Genomic DNA, 16,680 nt, shown 5'->3' with positions numbered 1-16,680 from the left:
TCTAGCGAGCCAGGCCAACAATATTTACACCAAGCCGAGCTTAGTAGCCAGATCCCTTGCGCCTTCGGGCGCCTTGAATGTGACAAAAGCCTTTTTCCCATGAATAGTGATAGCGGTGTTTGCGTTAAGTGCCTCGGCCTCGTACAAAACCCTTATTGCCTCAATTATCTGCGTCTTGCTTGATTCTACGGAGACCATAAATGCGAGTTTATTCTCCTTTTCGATTTGATTAAAGGTTTTTTCTGTAACGTAAGGTGCATAGATAATTCTGGAAGCCTCCTCTGGGCTCATCGACGATGCAACCATGACTTCTGATTCTTTTGCAGCAGGGGCAGGTTTTTTCTCGGTTTCTCTCTTGCTCACTTTGATGACCTCGTCGCAATTTCCATTACGTTGTTTACCCGGGTTTTAAGCCCCTCAAAGTGCTTCACTGCATTTTCCGAATAGATCGTAAGCCTCGCCGGCCTTGAGCCCGGTGCGAGGTCCAACACACTTATCTCCTCTGCGCGTTTGATATCGATGCCCGGGATAGACGTGGACAAAGTTGTCATCTTTGATTCGTTGCCAACGACGATAAGAGCGCTCAGCCCCGATCTTGCTGACCTGCCACGCCTTCTAGCGGTTCCAGAATTGACCTTGTGAGAACCGCGCGCCCGCTTCAAGTCAGCATCCATTCCCAAGGCAGACAGCAGATTCTGAACCTCTTTAGCTTTGCGAATTGATTCAATTTCGTTAGAAACAACAATGGGGAGCTGTATATTTTCGGGAACTTTGTGACCCCTTTGCGCTACGAGTTCTCTATTGCTCGTCGCGGCTATGGCTGAACTGAGGCCAAGGCGTCTCTCCTTTTCATTAATCTTTTTGTAGATTGTTTTCCATGATTCTGGAGGATGCGCCACTCTGCCGTGCCGCACGCCTGCAACGCTCGCAGCTTGCCCAGCTCGCTGGAATCCTTCGCCACGGGCTCTGGCGAGTCTCGCGATGCCAAGACCCGTGTTCCGAGACTCGGCGCTAACCATCTCGCCGGCTGCTGGATATCTGCCCTGCCTCTGGTACGAATGAGACATCACGTTAACATAGACTTTGTGTATAACTTCCGGTCGGTACGGGGTTTCAAAGACCTGTGGAAGCTCCAAATCTCCTTGAACTTTTCCCTGTACTGATAAAATGCTAGCCTTTGTCAATGTGCAATGATCTCCAGTATCTTCGGTTCCATTACTTTCTTGGGAAGGTTTCGAATGGGATGCCTCATCTTGATCAGACGCTTTGGAACGCCAGGAACTGAGCCTCTCACAATAATGTAATCGCCTGAGACCAGGCCAAAGTGCTTGAACCCGCCCGGTGGGTTAATCGCGCTGGAAGACTGGGAATCTTTCTCTGTGTTTGAAACAACCAAAATTCTTTTGTTATATTCGGTCCTTTGGTGGAAGCCTCGCTGTCCTTGCCTTGCGACTGTGTACATAACGACTGCAGGAGAAATCGGCCCAAGGGTTCCAACTGCGCGCACGCTCTTTCTTGACTTGTGCTGCTTTCTCTTGACTCCGAACCGCGTGATAGGGCCTTCGACGCCCTTTCCTCGAGTTATTCCAAAGACATCGAGATTCTGGCCTGCCTGAAATACGTCGCCGATTCTGACGACCTTGCCCAGGCTGCCTTTTAAATAATCAAACGCCGACTTTACATCCTTCGCAGTTACAGGCATTTCAAAGACAAACGGCTTTTTCTGCGATAGATTGATCTGCGAAGGCTCGACGGCCACTATTGCCATGACTTCTTCAAGTTCGTTGAGCCTTGATTCTGATTTCGTTAGAGATTCCTCGTTGAACTTGGCTTCAAACCTCCTTGAAAGTTCCTTTGGAAGGTCTTTTGCGTATAAATCAAAAACCGCATGTAAACCGTAGAGGTCTTTCCTGTACCCCCTTATCCCTATTATTCTCAAGGGCGGCGTGACGATTACTGTTGAAGAATTAAGCAACTGCTTGCCAAAGTTCGGGGTCTTTTCCCTATCATCAATGCTCAATACATGAAGACATCCTGCCTTGAAACCGGCAAATCCTGCGAGTGAGACCTTGTCACTGGTAAACTCGGGCCAGGTTCTAATTCTGGCCTCTAAACTCTGCGCCCTAGCGCGTGGCCTAAAGGCAATACTGCCTCTTCTTGGAGCGCTATACTTACGATGGCCCATTGATACTGCATCACACTTCAGTTCCCTTTAATAAGTTAAACTCTATACGAATTTTTCTGCGAAAGTCGCACGGTTTATTGATAGATTCAGAATAGCTAGCGTGCCAAGAACTGCTTCCTCGAGCCGGATAGTTTCTGTCGCTTGGTTGGGAAACATGTTGACTGTGATATGATCGTCAGTTGTTCGAGCTCGATCTGCCCCGCGCAAATTCTCCCGGGCGAGTATTTCCTGGATGCCGTATTTCGGCGATCCAAATACCAGCAAAACGCTCTCAATTTCTCGCAGACGTTGTTCAATCTGGGTAAGCAACTTTGTATAGAAAGGCCCTTTGCGCGATGTAAGCAAAACTAGAGAAGTTCGTTCTGCCGATAGAAGCGAAGTTAACGAGGGTTGCTCTTGGACATCAAACCCCCAATAATCTTTTATCTCGTGGGATTGCGCCTGTCTCACGTTAAGCCGGGGGTATTCAGAAACGAAGACTACGTCCACCTTCTGGCCGTCGCGTCCTTGACCTTTGAAAGGCAATAGGGTCCCAAGGCCGACATCGACAAAGAGAGTCCCTTTTTCCTCGACCAGCACTCCTGATCTTACGTCTCCCCGCCGGATTTCCTTTAGTGTCTGAGCGGGTTTGTGATGGGGTGCCTTAATTGGGTGCAGGATGCCGGCATATTCAAGCTCACTAATCCGCGGAAAGAGCCGCTTCCGGAGATATTGCGGAGTGTCCAAGTACCTCAGCACAGTCGACATCAACTTAGCATCAGAGGCGTCGAACCTTGAGAGTGAGTCGTGGTAAATGTATATCCTATTTACCCTGAATATAGAGCAAGAGCGAGCGAACTGGCCGATTTTCACCGTCTTTTCTCGCTTTGTCTGCTCGTCGGAAAGCGCCGAGTCAGGCAGTGCAACAGATAATCGATGCAAATCTACTCGCTAAGCAATGCTTCGACAGACTGTTCCAGCATGCCGTTTGAGCCAAATGCCGTATGCCTCAGAATTCCTTTGCGATCGACCAGAATTGATGACGGTGTTCCCCGAAGCATAAAGTCCTCAAATGTCTTTGCGGAGAATTCCTTTCTCGAAAGGTATTCGCGGACGCGCTTCATAAGGACCTGGCGCTCCCTTTCGGTGAGCGTCCGAAAATCTGGGACGTTCGCCTCGATAAAATCCATTACCTTGCCCTCTGAAATTTGTGCCGATTCCTTCACCAGTTTGTCCATTGCCAAAGGAAACGGGATCGAGTAGGGGAGCTTTGACTCACCTTTGAGCTGGCCATATTGTGCAAGTGCCTTATACGTCTCCCCGATGACCTCGCCAGTAGCCACGAGCTTTTCCAAATTCTCAATGGTATTCTTGTCATAGTCCTCAAACGCTGTTGCCATGCCTATCACTGTCAGACCTCTGTCCTTGTGCTTCTTGTAAATATCGATGGCTTCGGGAATCCCATAAAGAAAACAGCCAGGACAGTTAACCTGGAAAACCTCCACCAACACCACATTTCCTTTTTCCGAGTCAATATTGGTGGGTTTTCCTTGGACCCACTTGGAGACCTGGAGATTCGGACAGGGTGCACCTATCTTGACAGCCAAACTTCCTGAAATCACTCTATTTCCTTAATTTAATCTTCTCACCTCTGCAGATTCTTAAAAAGCTGGAAAAGAAAAATCTGGATACAAGCGGTCAGTGAGTAGCAGCTTGGTTCAGGAAAAAGAAGAACAGAAGTGCCGCCTGAAATCAGGCACCGCGCTTTGTAGCGTTCTCTTTTGCCTTTGTGGCGTACTTTTCGATTTCCTGATCCTCGACCTTGCGCATGGCTCGTGTATTTTCGTCGATTATGGCCATCTTTAGATGACGAGTACCACTCTTCTCCTCGCTGACAAGGTAAATCGACTCAATCGCCAGAGTTGCCGCGTCTTCCATTGGAATGTCTGCCTTGTATGACTTTTCAAGGAAATCGGTCACCTGATCACTGCCGGCTCCGATGGCAACGGCATCGTATCCTATGTAAGTGCCACTCGGATCAGTCAAGAAGAGCTCAGAACCGTTCTTGTCTACCCCTGCCAAGATTAATGCAACACCAAACGGCCTCACACCTGCATATTGCGTGAACTGTTGTGCCATATCTGCGAGGTTCTTTGCCACGCCCTCAACGTCGACCGGCTCGTCATAGATCAAACGGTTGCTCTGGGCAAAAAATCTGGCGTGGTCTACCTGAGTCCTAGCGTCAGGGATGTATCCAGCAGCTGCGACGCCTATGTGATCATCTACTTGGAAAATCTTCTGGGTGACATTAGAAATCTGCAACTTCCTTGCCTTCTCTTCAACTGCAAGAATCACACCGTCCCTGCTCTTAATTCCAATGGCAAGAGTTCCCCTTCGGACAGTTTCGATTGCATATTCAACCTGGTAAAGCCTGCCGTCAGGGGAGAATACAGTAATTGCTCGGTCATAGCCCGCTGCTGCTGGTAACAATTCAGCTATTTTTTTGTAACCGACAATTTAAGTTTACCTCACTTTTTGCAATGATCAGGGTTCATACATTTTATATCATCATGCGCGACCCGGTCCCATTGGTAGAAGATGAGGTCGTCTTTTTTGGTCATCCAAATGTCCGCTGCTTTCATGCAAGGACGATTGAAATAACAAAGCATGAACACCTTAGCCTGCGCGGCGACTGCATTGCGGGTGTGCGCGCAAACAAGGCATGTTCGGATTTAAGTGATCAACTCAAAAACCGCCTGAGGCGGGACGAATCATTCGTGAAATTAGAATTGGTTGTGGAAAACGAGGTTTGGCTTGTGGGGGGTAAGGGACACAGGGAGCTTTCATTGGAGCACACTGCAGACATAGTCACTCGGACAAGCAGCTTCATCTGTCCACGAACCCTCTGCATCGCATGCGACAGCGGGTCCGCTAGCATTCCAAGGAGGCTTGTTCAGAAGCTACAGAGCACTCAGACGCGGGGCCTACTCCGAATTATAGTTGAATAGCTCGAGTTCAGCCAGTGTAGGTACAGCGACGCATTAGTCGTTATATACTGTAATTGCCTGATCAAAAAACTGAAAGTGGTGATGCGAGCACGTCGCAAGACAATCCAGAAGCACGAGCTGAATCCTTTCTGCTATATATGCAATCTTTACCTGTCTGCAGATTACATGCCGATTCATTTGAAGGTAGACCATTCGAAAGAGGAACTTGCCGCCCATCTGCTCTTGACCTATTTTGACGACTGGCTTGACCAACAAGAAGGCGTTCAGAAAGCCCTGAGCAAAGCGACTTCCAGGCGTCGTTAGGATCCTTTTGACCGGGAAGGCCGCGCGTCTCTTGGCGCGGCGGCGGGCACGGCCAATGCCTTCTGGAAGGTTTCGTCCTCCAGCACTCTGAGAGTGCAATAGTTGAGCAGGGTGATCAACGACAGCTCCCTTGCATGGCTCGAGCTGCAAAGCGAACAGGCTGGCAGCCCTTCTTTGGTTTCGGTTAATCCCAAGTTTTTGACAGCTGCTGCCATTAGCTTTGCGAGTTTTCTGCAGGTTTCATCAACCAGCTTTGCATTTAGCTCAATATCGTCCGAGGTCTGTTCCTCCATCAGCTTTGCGCGAGGAGAGTAGTATTTTGTCACAGCGCCGCGTACTTCGTCAATTCGCGAGACCTCTACCAGATTGCAGCCCTTGAGCACATCCAAGTGATGTCTGATTGTGCTTGTCGCTTTGTCCATTCCTAAGGGCTTCAGCGCGGCGGCAATTTCCTCCGCATTCATGGGTCTGTGGGTCAGAGCAAGAAGGATTTTCGCGCGAACAGGATCGGAGAGTGCCAGGGCAGTTTTTTCGTTAAGTACAATCAATTTTTTCTTTGTAACGCCCTTTGTAAAAATGCTGTTTGCCAATTTTGTTATCTTATTTGCAGGGGGTAAAAAATGCATAAATCATAATTCGTTGGCAAATGGATAAACCAGTATTACCGCCATTGACACGCAATGACCAATATGCGTACTGTCTACGTACTAATAGCGCGTACGCAGCATACTAGTAACGCACGCATGGCACTACTGGCGGGGCGACGAATATCAGCTTGGTAAATGATACCTTTGCAATCAAGAAGAAAATCCAAGAATAGGCCCCACCTTCTGGCCAATCGGTAAAAATACGTGGTCGAAAACTGAGCAAAATGCTACAGATCTCGACCCGTTACCGACTCGTAGGCAGCGATATATCGCTCGCTAAGCTTTTGTAATATGTTCTGAGGTATCGCGGGGGCCGTTGGCTTCTTCCCTTCTGCCGCGAGCATGTCTACTTGCCTCTTGAAGCCGGTTTCTACTAACCAATCCCTTAGGATTTGCTTGTCGTAGCTGTCCTGGATCTTGCCTGGAGAATAATCGCTCGCCTTCCAGAGCCTGAATTCGTCTGGTCCTAGGGAATCAGCAAGGACAATGTCGCCGGCCGCATCAAAACCGAATTCAAACTTGACATCCGACATTATATAGCCCGCCGCGGAGGCGCGGTCAGACATCTCTTGGTATAGTCTGACGGAGGTCTCTGACAGATAGTCGTATTGTTTATGCGTAATCGAGGCGATTTCGATAGCCTCTTGAGTGGTGACGGGCCGGTCGTGCTCCTCAGATTTGGTCGTGGGGTCAAATATAGGGTGATCCAGCCGCGAGGCCAGCTCTGGCCTTGTTTTTGCACTTAACGGCGTGGGCAGACCGGAATTGAACCTCTCCGCAAGGCTGCCATAGAAGTAACCTCTCACCACGCATTCCAAGCCAATCATTTTGAGCGGCCTTACCAGCATTTTATCCCGATCGACGACTCGTATCATGTGATTTGGAGCATAGAGGGTCGTGAACCAGTACTCGGCAAACCTGCACAGCACCTCGCCCTTGCGAGGAACGGGCGTTGGAAACCTCACGTCAAAGGCAGAAATTCTGTCCGTGAAATGGAAAAGGAGGTTGCCGTCTTCTGCAGCGTAAACGTCCTTCACCTTGCCCTGATGCAGCAGCTTCAACGGAACTGCTGAGGCGACGAATATAATAAAAAGTGTAGGTAATGTGGGCTATGTGAAGCTGTTTTTTTCAGAATCGCTTACTCTGTGGCCTTAGATAGGAATTTTAGTGTGCAGGATAGAACTCCGCTTCAGTTTGCCTGCTCTTGAAGAAAAGATAGACAGCTTTTCATTGAACCGCAAGGTCCGCATCGGGATCATTGGAGGCGGGCAGCTCGGTAAAATGATAGCAGCCGAGGCCAAGCGGATGGCAATTCACGTTGTTATCATTGACCCCTCTCCCGACTGCCCTGCCTCTGGCGTTGCCGACGAGCAAATTGTAGCTGACTTTAAGAACGATGAGGCTATTAGAGAGCTTGGAAGAAAAGTCGATTTTATAACCTTCGAAATCGAACTGGCAAATTCTAAAGCGCTTCATGAACTTGAAGCCAGCGGCTTCCCGGTTAGACCCCGTCCTGCAGCACTTTTGACCATCCAGAACAAGCTGAGGCAAAAGAACTTTTTGCGTCAAAACAATATTCCCGTGACTGATTTTGCCCCTGTCAAGTCCTCGGAAGAGTTGAGACAGCTATGCGATCAATTCGGGTACCCGCTAATGATGAAGGCTGCCGAAGACTCGTACGACGGTAGGGGAAACTTTCTCATTCGATCTGCGCGCCAGATTCCAGATGCGATTGATTATTTTGGAGAAAAGGAGTGCTTTGTGGAAAAGTTCGTCAAGTTCCGAAAGGAGCTTTCGATAATGGTGGCACGGAATCCTGCTGGCCAGATAGAATGTTTTCCACTTGCTCACAACATCCACGAGAACAGCATACTTGATACTACGTTAGCCCCTGCGGGCGTGCCGCCGCCTGTCGCACGGAAGGCAGACCTCATTGCCAGAAGGACTATGGCCGCCTTTGGAAGTGCAGGTATTTTCGGCGTGGAAATGTTTTGGTCATATGCGGGTGAGATCCTCGTAAACGAAGTCGCTCCGCGTCCTCACAATTCCGGCCACTATGCTAACGAGGCCTGTTCTGTATCTCAGTTCGAGCAGCACCTCCGCTGCGTCCTGAACCTGCCACTGGCAAAGCCAAAGCTCCTCTCGCCGGCGGCCATGGTAAATATTTTGGGGCCAGAGGGTGTCGACGGGTCATATTCTGTCACAGGACTGCAAAAATCGCTAGCCGTACCACAAACTTCGCTTTATATCTACGGCAAGAGCACCTCGAGGCCCCGGCGCAAGTTAGGCCATATCACGGCCCTGGGCAAAACAGTACGGGAGGCCAGCACTCGAGCAAGCAACGCCCGTGCAGCTCTGAAAATAATTGGTATTCAGGAGGCCGGATAAGTTGCCCACCATCCGAGTTGGAATCATTATGGGTAGCGACTCTGACCTCTCGGTAATGAAGGCGGCCGCAGACTTGCTTGAATCTTTCAAGGTGACTCACGAAGTCAAAATAGTCTCTGCCCACCGTTCCGCAGATTTTATGTCACGATATGCCAAATCTGCGAAGGCAAGAGGCATCAAGGTTATAATCGCTGGTGCTGGCGGGGCTGCCCATTTACCCGGAATGGTTGCTTCCATGACGACGCTTCCAGTCATCGGCGTCCCGATCAAGACCTCGAGCTTGGACGGCCTTGACTCGCTTCTTTCCATCGCGCAAATGCCCGTCGGAGTACCCGTCGCCACGGTCGCCATCAACGGGGCCAAGAATGCGGGAATTCTTGCCTGCCAGATTCTTGCTACCGCCGACCCCGAGCTGGCAGCAAAACTAGAGCGTTTCAAGAACAATCTCAAGAAAGAGGTGCGCAAGAAGGGCGAACGCCTTGAACAAATAGGGGCCGATCAGTACCTAGACTCCATAAGAAGGCAGTAGAATTTATTTAGCCACAAAAGATTATGTATCCCAGTGAGCCCGCGCGATCAGCCTTTAGAAAAGCAATCCCATTCTAGCGAGTTAGTTCACGAGGAAGATCACGGCGAAATTGAGCCAGTGACAATAAAACTAAGGACATTAAATGAACAGATTGCCGAAGAAATGCAACGCGAAGGGTACGAGGCGCAGGCACTTCCCGTCGGGTCCACAAAGATTGAATCATTACAGGCTTCTAGCCAGATGTTCGGATTTGGGCCAAGGGTAGTTACAAACAGAGGACTAGTGAGGGTAAGCGGCAGGAACTTCAGTTATGTTCAAGTAATCCAGAGGAGCTAGACGATCGTGTCTAACGATCCTTCTCCGCTGCCATATGGGGCGCTCGACTCATATCAGCTCCATTTTATCGTCGAGTGCAATTCCGATGATAACGAGCGGCTTCTCGCCAAATGTGAGCCGATTACCAAAGGTAGATTCGGTAGCAAGCAGGTAATCGACGTGCGTTGGACTGGCTCGAGTAGTTTTGCCGACACCCTCCAGAACGATGCTCAACTGAGTGCAATGTTGAAGGAAGTTTTATTATTCGAAGGTGAAATCCGCGTGGACCCCGTCGGATCCCTTGTTAGAATTTATGGCAAGTGGCACAGCGAATACGACACGCACTTTAGCCATACTATGGCAGAGATCGCAGACCGGATCGCCATGCATGTCAGGATGGTAACCGGTCAGATTTCGAAAGCCCCGTAACGACAAGTGTAACCTCGCTAAATTTAATAGACCTTCATCGGGCTCTCAAGAGCGTGACGCAGAATCAATCTCTCAGTCGGCCCCTTGATTTTGCAGGTAAGGTTGTGGTTATCACGGGTAGCGGAACCGGAATTGGTCAGGCTATAGCGCGCAGATTTGCTCAGGGAGGTGCTAATATCGTTATCATGGGCAGGCGAAAGGAACCATTGGATCAGACTTCAAAGATTCTCAAAGACATCATTTCGTCGGTTGGTTCGTCTGCCTCCGTAACAGCGTTTCCGGGTGTGGACGTTTCCGACGAGTCTGGAATCTCCGCAATGTTTGAGCAGCTAAAAGAACAATTTGGAAAGGTGGACATAGTTGTGAACAACGCAGGCGTTTCCGGTCCCGTGAAAGCCTTTACGAATGCATCGGTCCAGGAATTTCGGGATTGCGTGACAATCCATCTAACAGGCACTTTTTGGACCTCTGCCTGTGCCCTTCGCGTGATGCAGCCCGGGTCAACCATTCTGACCATTTCAACTTTCTTTTCTGAGGAGAACAGGTACGAGCAAAGACCCTACAGGTTTAGAACGCCTTATACCGCGTCACAAGGTGCCAAGAACAGGCTTGCGGAGGCACTTGCATGGGAAATGGCCTCTAGAGAAATTCGCTCCATTGCGACTAACCCGGGGCCGGTTCATTCGGACAGGATATACAAGACGGTCTATCCAAAAGCGGCGGCAGAATTTCTGCGCATAGGGGGCTTTCCCGGCTTGAGCGCGGCTGAAATTGAAAAGGTGACTGCGGATGCTCTGCCATTACTGGGGGAGGACGAACAGGTGGTCAAGGCGGGCGTGTTGAAAGTGGCAGAAGGCATCCAAAAAGCGCGAGGGCGCACTGCAGACGAGGAAATGCAAAAGGCAGTAGACCTTGTCTCAAGCGCACTGAGCAAGATTCAGGAAATCGCCGAAAAGATCCAGTCCAATACGAGCAAGATGATTGTAGACGGGGAGTTCCTGTCACAAGATGACGTGGCCGAGATGGTTGTCAATCTTTGCGGGGAAAAGATTGGCAGGCTGATAAACGGCAGGGTCATACCAAACGACAGGGTCTTCTACCCCGTTAAGCCCATTGTGGGAACCTCCGTGATAAGAGAAGGAGACCCCCGGGTTTCGGGCAAGGTCATAATTCTCACAACCACCTCCTCAGCCTCCAAAGACATCGAGAGGGTCAAAGAGGTTGCAAAAATGGCTAACTCGCTCGGTGCAAAGCAGGTGATTATCCTGTACGGCAATCCAAAGGACAGCGACAAGTATAAAGACTTTCACAGTCATGCGCTGAATTTGGCTGAAGAAGATTCTGTCAGGCGGATTTTGCACACGGCCAAATCTAAATTCGGTCAAGTCAATGCACTAATTCACTTTACAGGTGACTATGATTATGGAAAGCAAATGGGCACTCTTTCTAGAGCAGAATGGGACGCACTCGTTTCCAACTACATCCACGTGCCGGGCCTTCTTGTAAAGGAAGCGGTCAACGCTATGGCTCCAGAAGGGGCTGTGCAGGAGCCTTCAAAATACAAAGGTGCACATGGCCGCCTCGTAATCGTGGGTCCCGATTCTCCAGTTGGCAAGAAAATCTCTGGCGAAGTGCGCGCCAGAGCGGACGTTTTCCGAGCAGCTTTGCGTCCTTACACGGCGACTGTAAACCAGGAACTTGGCGATGTATTGGGATCGCAAATACGACTGTATTTAGTTCTCGCAGGCACAGCCGAAGGCAGTCAACCCGACCCGAAGAACCTCAGCGAGTCAGTGCTGACTCTGGCCTCGGGAATATCAGGTGGCGGAAACGAGGCGATATACTACATCGACGAGGGCCGTCAATAGCTCCGAGTCTGCCTTCCAAAGGTGTGGCCCAACAGAATCGCTGGGACGCTTTGAGCATTACAAAGCCGCTTATAACCTGCTCTGAACCATCCAGTCGTAGATAAGTTTCGCAGATACGCCAATCAGCACAATTCCCAGGGCGGCCTGCAAATAGTAATCTCGCACTCTCTTTGATAACCGAGCACCAACCTGGCCTCCAATGACCGCGCCGGCGGCAAGCAAAATGCCGGACACGTAATCCGGATGCCCTAGTGCAATATGTGCCACAAGCCCGCCTATGGAGGTTATCAGCAGAATCATCTGCGAAGTCGGCGCTGCGCGCTGCATGGCAATGCCCAGAAGCAAAAGCATCGCCGGCACGAAGATAATACCGCCTCCAACACCAAACAGGCTTGAAATCACTCCGGCCACGAAGCTCAGGGCAACCACCGCCAACTTGGTTGAAAAGGTCGGACTCTTGGTCTGGGGCTCTCTCAGGATGCGCGTCTTGTAGAGAACGTAAAGCCCTGCTATGGCGAGCAAGATGGCAAAGTACAACCTGAATGACTCAAGAGAGATGCTGTGCGATAGCACGGCGCCAAGCACGGTGCCGGGTAGAGCGGCCGCCGCCATCGAGATCGCAAGTTTGTAGTCTATTCTCTTTTGCCTGGAGTACTCGATGCTCGAAGACACACTCGTGGAAGTTACTGCAAACAGACTCGTACTGGCAATCTGTGCAGGCTGCATCCCAAAAAAAGTCAGGAACGGTACGATAATTATGCCGCCCCCGACTCCAATCATCGATCCTAGCGTGCCTGCCGCGAACCCTATAAGCACGAGAATCGGAAACATTTCATACACTAAAGGACGAACCTGCGCAATTAGCTGTTGTCTGTCCTGATAAAACATTTGCTATCCGGGTAAGGTATCATTGACTAGCAAGCCGCTGCGTGTCCGGAATGCAATAATGCGCGTCAGTTATGTTATTCTTATTAGTACCTGACGCCAAGCGTACGGCGGTGCGAATAATTCTTGTCGGCTTTGGCGTCGTCGGACAGAGTCTGGCCAAGCTACTTGTATCTCGCTCTGCCGACCTGTACACTGAATACGGTATGAAGCCACGAATTGTCGCTTGCGTGGATGCCAAGACTGCGATTGTCTCTCCTGCGGGGGTAGACCTGAAAAGGTTGTTGGAGAACAAGAAGGAGACTGGAAGCGTCGCCGGCAAGGCCAAGGGCGCGAATTTCGATGCCAATCAGGTAATCGAAAACGTCGAGGCTGAAATCGTAATCGAATGCACCGCAACCAACCTGAAGGATGGCGAGCCGGGAATGTCGCATATCATTTCTGCCATGAGGACCGGCAAGCACGTAATAAGCGTCAACAAGGGCCCATTGGCCTTGGCCTTTCCCTCACTTCTCGAGCTGGCCAGCTATAATGGGGTAATGCTGCGGTTCAGCGGTACGGTAGGAGGCGGGACTCCAATCCTCGAGTTTGCCAAGCGCTGCCTTAAGGGAGACAGAATCACGTCATTTCGCGGAATTTTGAATGGGACTACAAACTACATCCTCAGCCTGATGGCAGAGGGAATGAGTTATCGAGAGGCCCTTGGTGATGCCAGCAAGAAGGGATACGCAGAGGCCGATCCCACGCTTGACGTAGAGGGTTTTGACGCCGCTGCGAAACTTGTCATTATGGCAAACTGGATAATGGGAATGAAGGTCACACTCCGCGATGTCAGAAGGTCAGGCATTACGGAAGTAACTGAGGCTGACATCCGGCGGGCAATAAAGTCAGGGTCCGCCTTGAAGCTGCTTGCAACGTGCGACGGCAAGCGACTTGAGGTATCCCCGGGACAGGTTCCGAACTCCGATCCAATCTGCGTCAACGGAACGCTAAATGCCGTTTCATTTTCCTCCGAGCACTCGGGCACGCAGACTATAATAGGAAAGGGGGCAGGCGGAATGGAGACCGCGAGTGCTATCCTGAGAGACATGATAGAGATCCGCGATAGCGTCTTTAGCAACAAGTAAGGACCCAGACTGGCCTCCACAGTCGCTCGTGATTCGAATAAATTAATTGTAGGATCCGGTCCCCGGGTGCCTGGAGACCCGGACAAGTGTGAAAGTAGCGGTACTTTCAAAATCTGACACATCATCGCTCCTGGACACGATGAGATCCTCGTGGCCACAAGGAAGCGTGCCTCGAGTAAAGAACTTCAAATCGTACGAAATTGACGCCCAGAAATCGCTTTTGGTATCAGACGAGGTTGTTTGCGCAAAGGTTTCTGAAGACAAAATAATCCCGTTCCTTGGGGAGGCCGAGTTGCTGCAAAAATTTCCGACTGTGACGGTCGACATGGGGGCAGTAAAGTTTGTCTGCAATGGAGCTAATGTAATGAGGCCCGGGGTTACCAGATTTGACGAATTTAAGAAAGGAAGCATCGTGACAGTAAGAGACCAGCAGCATGGCAAGGTTCTCGCGGTCGGGTTAGCCCTGGATGATTCGCAGGCAGCCGCTAGTATGACCAAAGGGTACGTAGTGGAGAACTTGCACTATATCAGCGACAAGATATGGGAAGCCGCAAAAGAAGTAAAAGTTACGCGTTCTTGAGCGCCAGCGTTTCTTCTCTTGTTCCCGATTTGGTAATGTAGAGGACATCGATGCCGTCGCCGCTTGCAGCATCTCGTTGAGTGGCAGACTTGATTGCGCGTATTGCCAACTCTCGGGCTTTTTCTTCGGTCATTGCCGGCTTGTACTCTGCGTCCATGATGCCAAGCGCCATTTCGGCCCCAGTCCCAACGGCGGCGTACTCGTCAGGTAGCACCGAACCTAACGGGTCAAGCGTGTAAATTTCAGGCTTGGTATCGATCCCGCCGACAATTACCTGAGTCAACAAAGGAAAATACCTGCGCTCGAACATGATCACGGACATTAGTTTCGCCACAGAGTTCGGCGGCACGTTACGGCGAGTCTCAAGTTTCCTTATCTTGGACAGCGCTTCAACCTGTCTTACCAGTACCTGCATGTCTGCAACCATCCCGGCGCATGCCGCGCCTACGTACTTGGTGACAGGAAAAGTCTTTTTTATGTTCTTGTTAACCACAAATGTTCCAAAAGAAACTCGTTTCTCTGCTGCCAAAATAACGCCATCGCTATAAGAAATCCCTACGACCGTAGCGCCCGGCATGAATTCAAATGCCATTTTCTATCCATTTGCCAGCGGCAGTTAGATTTAGTCGTTTCTCTCAGACTGTTGCGGTATGAGTCGCTCCGGCATAAGCCAGATTCCCGAGGCGTTACTTTCGCATCACGGAGTAGTCGTGAATACGAATCGCTTCAGAAACGAGGCGGTTTTGAAGCTCCAGAGCGTCCTTCCCCTCCGGGTGCTTTGACTGGGCGACGGCCTCCGCGACCAGGCCGATAATGTGCCGAAGCAAAAACTCATCTCCTCTGGCAGCTTCCGCTTTGTACGTTGAATTGGCCTTGTTAACGAAAACGACGCCCTCGTTTGTGAAGCTGTACCTTGAATCGGATTCGTCCTCGTAAGGTATCACCTTGTAGCCTATTCTCTTGAGGGCAAAGGTTTTCTTTAGGATCGGCTTGCGAATCTTTCTCGTCCTGACTATAGTGCCATCAGCCTGACGCTCGTCGACAACGTCAACCAGCTCCTGCCCTGCTGCGATGGACTGTGAGTCCATTGATGATGGGTTTCTTGACCTTTCGCTTTCAGCCGTCTGAGAAAATGGCGATGGCTCATCATAATCCTCGATTTCTTTGGACCGCGCAGGCTTGCGAGCTGAAGGCTTTTCGTCGGCCTTGACAACCTCCTTGACATCCACCATTTCGTAGCCTTGCACTTCCTCCGTAGTCTCCAACGTATCGACCAGCGCCTGACCTAGGACTTTATCGATTTCTCGGTATATTCTCGACTCTTCGCGGGTTATCAGCACGTCCTCATATTCGCTAAGTGCCGGAATAACAGAACTCGTCACAAAAGCCCTCATTTGCTGGTTGAATTTTGCAAATTCCTCGTCTTCAATGATAGCTGATTTGTCGGCGAACCGAGTTGTCAGGGCGTCGCATCGCACCTGGCCGGTGACCCTGCTCATTCGTGCGTCAAATCCAAAGTTCGTCCGTATGACAATATGACTGCCCACCATAACTGCTATGCCCCTCTCATCCTCGGATAGTGGACGCCTGGCGATAATTATCTCGCCCGTAATCCTTCCGTTATCGAGGTTGACAGGCACTTTATGCCCTTGAATCTCCGGGGCCCTGATTAGCTGGGCACCGCTAGAGTCCCATTCTTTGAATGAATCTGCAGTCTTGATGCCTACCTCAAACATCGGGTGGCGCAGCACTGCCAACTTGCGCACCTCTTTCATGATTCTGAAAAGGTCGACCTCGCCTTTCGAGCCGCTCATGACAAGTTCGGTCCCGTTTCTCCCGAGTGCTGGCTCGCGCAGCTCTTGAAGTTTTGCATTTCCTGCAAACAACTGGTCGAGAACGTTGCTATCTATCACTATTGACTTGCTAAAGGATCCGCGCTTGGTTCTGATTTTCATCTTCTCGAAAGAGGTAAGGAATGAAAGCCTACCAGTTCCGTATCTGCCAGTCCTTATGCGCCTGAGTTTCGGAGAAACCGTCTCAACTCGCTTGTGGGGAGATCCGAGCAGCAGGAACTTTTCCATGCCGACCTGATCCATTCCCGCATCGTCTTCGACTGCAAGCGAACCGTCTTTCAAAATAGTAATGAGCACTCGCGTTGCGTCTTCGTCAAACGCATTTTCAACAAGCTCCTTTACAATCTCGGTCGGTGAGACCCATGTTTTTGTGGCGAATTCCTTAAAAAAGGACGGATGAACCTTCAGCTCGGTTGGCATCGTAATAATTCCCGTATTCGGCTGCCTTTATTTATGGATTGTCAAGTTCAAGCGTGGGCGCCCTGAGCAAGCCCGTAACATAAATATTGAATTTGAATGCGGGTCTCACTTTATGAAGTGTCGATGCGGAAAGGATGCCCGAACAATTGAGGCATGCACGCCTG

The 16,680-nt window shown here is 50.4% G+C and carries 19 protein-coding genes; 8 read left to right on the top strand and 11 right to left on the bottom strand.

Annotated features, from left to right (window positions below; translation table 11 throughout):
• Positions 1 to 24: 24 nt before the first annotated feature.
• The 6 genes from rplW to psmA form a co-directional block, all read right to left on the bottom strand.
• Positions 25 to 363 (bottom strand): 50S ribosomal protein L23, encoded by a 339-nt coding sequence (gene rplW, locus ABI361_01650; GenBank protein MEO9319355.1) that lies wholly within the window; start codon positions 361 to 363, stop codon positions 25 to 27.
• Positions 360 to 1,184: a 50S ribosomal protein L4 gene (gene rplD, locus ABI361_01645; protein ID MEO9319354.1), complete on the bottom strand. Its 825-nt coding sequence runs from the start codon at positions 1,182 to 1,184 to the stop codon at positions 360 to 362. The genes rplW and rplD overlap by 4 nt, the downstream gene beginning before the upstream one ends.
• Entirely contained in the window at positions 1,181 to 2,185 is a 1,005-nt protein-coding gene (locus ABI361_01640; GenBank protein ID MEO9319353.1) for a 50S ribosomal protein L3, read from the bottom strand. Before ABI361_01640 ends, rplD begins: the two co-directional genes overlap by 4 nt.
• Positions 2,186 to 2,227: 42 nt before the next feature.
• Positions 2,228 to 3,106 (bottom strand): RNA methyltransferase, encoded by an 879-nt coding sequence (locus ABI361_01635; protein MEO9319352.1) that lies wholly within the window; start codon positions 3,104 to 3,106, stop codon positions 2,228 to 2,230.
• Between the two features lie 2 nt (positions 3,107 to 3,108).
• The gene (locus ABI361_01630; GenBank protein ID MEO9319351.1) at positions 3,109 to 3,771 is read right to left on the bottom strand and encodes a TlpA family protein disulfide reductase; all 663 of its coding nucleotides are present in this window, start codon (positions 3,769 to 3,771) and stop codon (positions 3,109 to 3,111) included.
• Positions 3,772 to 3,916: 145 nt separating this feature from the next.
• Positions 3,917 to 4,654: an archaeal proteasome endopeptidase complex subunit alpha gene (psmA, locus tag ABI361_01625; GenBank protein MEO9319350.1), complete on the bottom strand. Its 738-nt coding sequence runs from the start codon at positions 4,652 to 4,654 to the stop codon at positions 3,917 to 3,919.
• Positions 4,655 to 4,752: 98 nt separating this feature from the next.
• Here psmA and ABI361_01620 point away from each other — a divergent pair, with 98 nt between their 5' ends.
• A complete protein-coding gene (locus ABI361_01620) occupies positions 4,753 to 5,172 on the top strand; it encodes a DUF371 domain-containing protein (GenBank protein ID MEO9319349.1) in 420 nt (139 codons plus the stop codon).
• A gap of 299 nt (positions 5,173 to 5,471) precedes the next feature.
• On the opposite strand, the gene ABI361_01615 is transcribed toward ABI361_01620, so the two are convergent.
• Complete coding sequence (locus tag ABI361_01615; GenBank protein ID MEO9319348.1) at positions 5,472 to 6,065, bottom strand: winged helix-turn-helix domain-containing protein; 594 nt, start codon at positions 6,063 to 6,065, stop codon at positions 5,472 to 5,474.
• A gap of 284 nt (positions 6,066 to 6,349) precedes the next feature.
• Positions 6,350 to 7,183, bottom strand: a complete 834-nt coding sequence (gene purC, locus ABI361_01610) for a phosphoribosylaminoimidazolesuccinocarboxamide synthase (GenBank protein MEO9319347.1) — start codon at positions 7,181 to 7,183, stop codon at positions 6,350 to 6,352.
• 133 nt (positions 7,184 to 7,316) lie between these two features.
• On the opposite strand from purC, the gene purK reads away from it, so the two are divergent.
• Genes purK through ABI361_01585 form a run of 5 tightly spaced genes read left to right on the top strand, consistent with a single transcriptional unit; the run spans position 7,317 to position 11,651 of the window.
• The gene (purK, locus tag ABI361_01605) at positions 7,317 to 8,510 is read left to right on the top strand and encodes a 5-(carboxyamino)imidazole ribonucleotide synthase (GenBank protein ID MEO9319346.1); all 1,194 of its coding nucleotides are present in this window, start codon (positions 7,317 to 7,319) and stop codon (positions 8,508 to 8,510) included.
• Between the two features lies 1 nt (position 8,511).
• Positions 8,512 to 9,039, top strand: coding sequence for a 5-(carboxyamino)imidazole ribonucleotide mutase (gene purE, locus ABI361_01600; protein MEO9319345.1), 528 nt, complete (start codon positions 8,512 to 8,514; stop codon positions 9,037 to 9,039).
• A gap of 33 nt (positions 9,040 to 9,072) precedes the next feature.
• The gene (locus tag ABI361_01595; GenBank protein MEO9319344.1) at positions 9,073 to 9,375 is read left to right on the top strand and encodes a hypothetical protein; all 303 of its coding nucleotides are present in this window, start codon (positions 9,073 to 9,075) and stop codon (positions 9,373 to 9,375) included.
• A gap of 6 nt (positions 9,376 to 9,381) precedes the next feature.
• A complete protein-coding gene (locus ABI361_01590; protein ID MEO9319343.1) occupies positions 9,382 to 9,783 on the top strand; it encodes a hypothetical protein in 402 nt (133 codons plus the stop codon).
• A 53-nt stretch (positions 9,784 to 9,836) separates the two neighbouring features.
• Positions 9,837 to 11,651 (top strand): SDR family NAD(P)-dependent oxidoreductase, encoded by a 1,815-nt coding sequence (locus ABI361_01585; protein MEO9319342.1) that lies wholly within the window; start codon positions 9,837 to 9,839, stop codon positions 11,649 to 11,651.
• A gap of 69 nt (positions 11,652 to 11,720) precedes the next feature.
• Here ABI361_01585 and ABI361_01580 read toward each other — a convergent pair whose 3' ends face one another.
• Positions 11,721 to 12,482, bottom strand: coding sequence for a sulfite exporter TauE/SafE family protein (locus ABI361_01580; GenBank protein MEO9319341.1), 762 nt, complete (start codon positions 12,480 to 12,482; stop codon positions 11,721 to 11,723).
• Positions 12,483 to 12,649: 167 nt separating this feature from the next.
• Between ABI361_01580 and ABI361_01575 the strand changes: the two genes are divergently transcribed.
• Positions 12,650 to 13,663 carry a homoserine dehydrogenase gene (locus ABI361_01575; GenBank protein MEO9319340.1) on the top strand — a complete coding sequence of 338 codons (1,014 nt, stop codon included), beginning with the start codon at positions 12,650 to 12,652 and terminating at the stop codon, positions 13,661 to 13,663.
• A gap of 88 nt (positions 13,664 to 13,751) precedes the next feature.
• Complete coding sequence (locus ABI361_01570) at positions 13,752 to 14,243, top strand: PUA domain-containing protein (GenBank protein ID MEO9319339.1); 492 nt, start codon at positions 13,752 to 13,754, stop codon at positions 14,241 to 14,243.
• Here the strand turns inward: ABI361_01570 and ABI361_01565 are convergent.
• Positions 14,230 to 14,835 (bottom strand): proteasome subunit beta, encoded by a 606-nt coding sequence (locus ABI361_01565; GenBank protein MEO9319338.1) that lies wholly within the window; start codon positions 14,833 to 14,835, stop codon positions 14,230 to 14,232. The two genes, ABI361_01570 and ABI361_01565, sit on opposite strands and share 14 nt — an antisense overlap.
• A 94-nt stretch (positions 14,836 to 14,929) precedes the next feature.
• On the bottom strand, positions 14,930 to 16,516 hold the full coding sequence (locus tag ABI361_01560; GenBank protein ID MEO9319337.1) for an ATP-binding protein: 1,587 nt from the start codon (positions 16,514 to 16,516) through the stop codon (positions 14,930 to 14,932).
• Positions 16,517 to 16,680: the final 164 nt, after the last annotated feature.

Source organism: Nitrososphaera sp. (assembly GCA_039938515.1).
Lineage (GTDB): Archaea > Thermoproteota > Nitrososphaeria > Nitrososphaerales > Nitrososphaeraceae > Nitrososphaera.
Note: the sequence above shows the minus strand (reverse complement) of the source record. Positions and strands in the feature narration are given on the sequence as shown.